The organism is Clostridium drakei, assembly GCF_000633595.2.
Classification (GTDB): domain Bacteria; phylum Bacillota; class Clostridia; order Clostridiales; family Clostridiaceae; genus Clostridium_AM; species Clostridium_AM drakei.
Window position 1 is genome coordinate 1 of record NZ_JIBU02000062.1, and the last position, 667, is coordinate 667.

The 667-nt window shown below is 40.3% G+C and carries 2 tRNA genes and 1 rRNA gene; all 3 read left to right on the forward strand.

Annotation, left to right across the window (positions count from 1 at the left end):
- Positions 1 to 53, forward strand: a 16S ribosomal RNA gene (locus EG57_RS0222950); the annotation flags it as partial.
- A gap of 162 nt (positions 54 to 215) precedes the next feature.
- Positions 216 to 291, forward strand: a tRNA-Ala gene (locus EG57_RS0222955).
- A gap of 3 nt (positions 292 to 294) precedes the next feature.
- Positions 295 to 371: transfer RNA gene (locus EG57_RS0222960), tRNA-Ile, on the forward strand.
- The last annotated feature ends 296 nt before the right edge of the window (positions 372 to 667 follow it).

The window sequence follows — 667 nt, forward strand, 5'->3', positions numbered from 1 at the left end:
TGAAGTCGTAACAAGGTAGCCGTAGGAGAACCTGCGGCTGGATCACCTCCTTTCTAAGGATTAAAAGTCTAAATGACTTTTAATGAGTAATTTAGCCATTAGGCAGTAAAATTGCTCTGGGTCGTTAGACTAAAAGCTTGCACTTAATTGTGTAAGCGGCTGGAACTGTTTAATAGCTCTGTTTAATTTTGAAAGATCATAATCTTTCTTATTATGGGGGTATAGCTCAGCTGGGAGAGCATCTGCCTTGCACGCAGAGGGTCAAGAGTTCGAGTCTCTTTATCTCCACCATAAGGGCTTATAGCTCAGCTGGTTAGAGCGCACGCCTGATAAGCGTGAGGTCGATGGTTCGAGTCCATTTAAGCCCACCAAGCTATTTTTTGTTCTTTGAAAATTGCACAGTGAATATAACTTTTAAATAAAAGTAAAGCTAAAGGTAAAACTACTTATTATATAAGTAAAAAACCTTTGTAGATTTTATGAACTGAATCAAGAAAATTGATAGTAACGAGCAGTTCGAGGAAAGACTTGAGCGAGGAGCGGAGTTTACTTATGGTAAATGAGCACCGCAGCGAAAGGCTTGACGAAGAAATGCGAAGTTAATAGCAATTTTCACATGAATGGTCAAGCTACAAAGGGCGCATGGTGAATGCCTTGGCACCAGAAG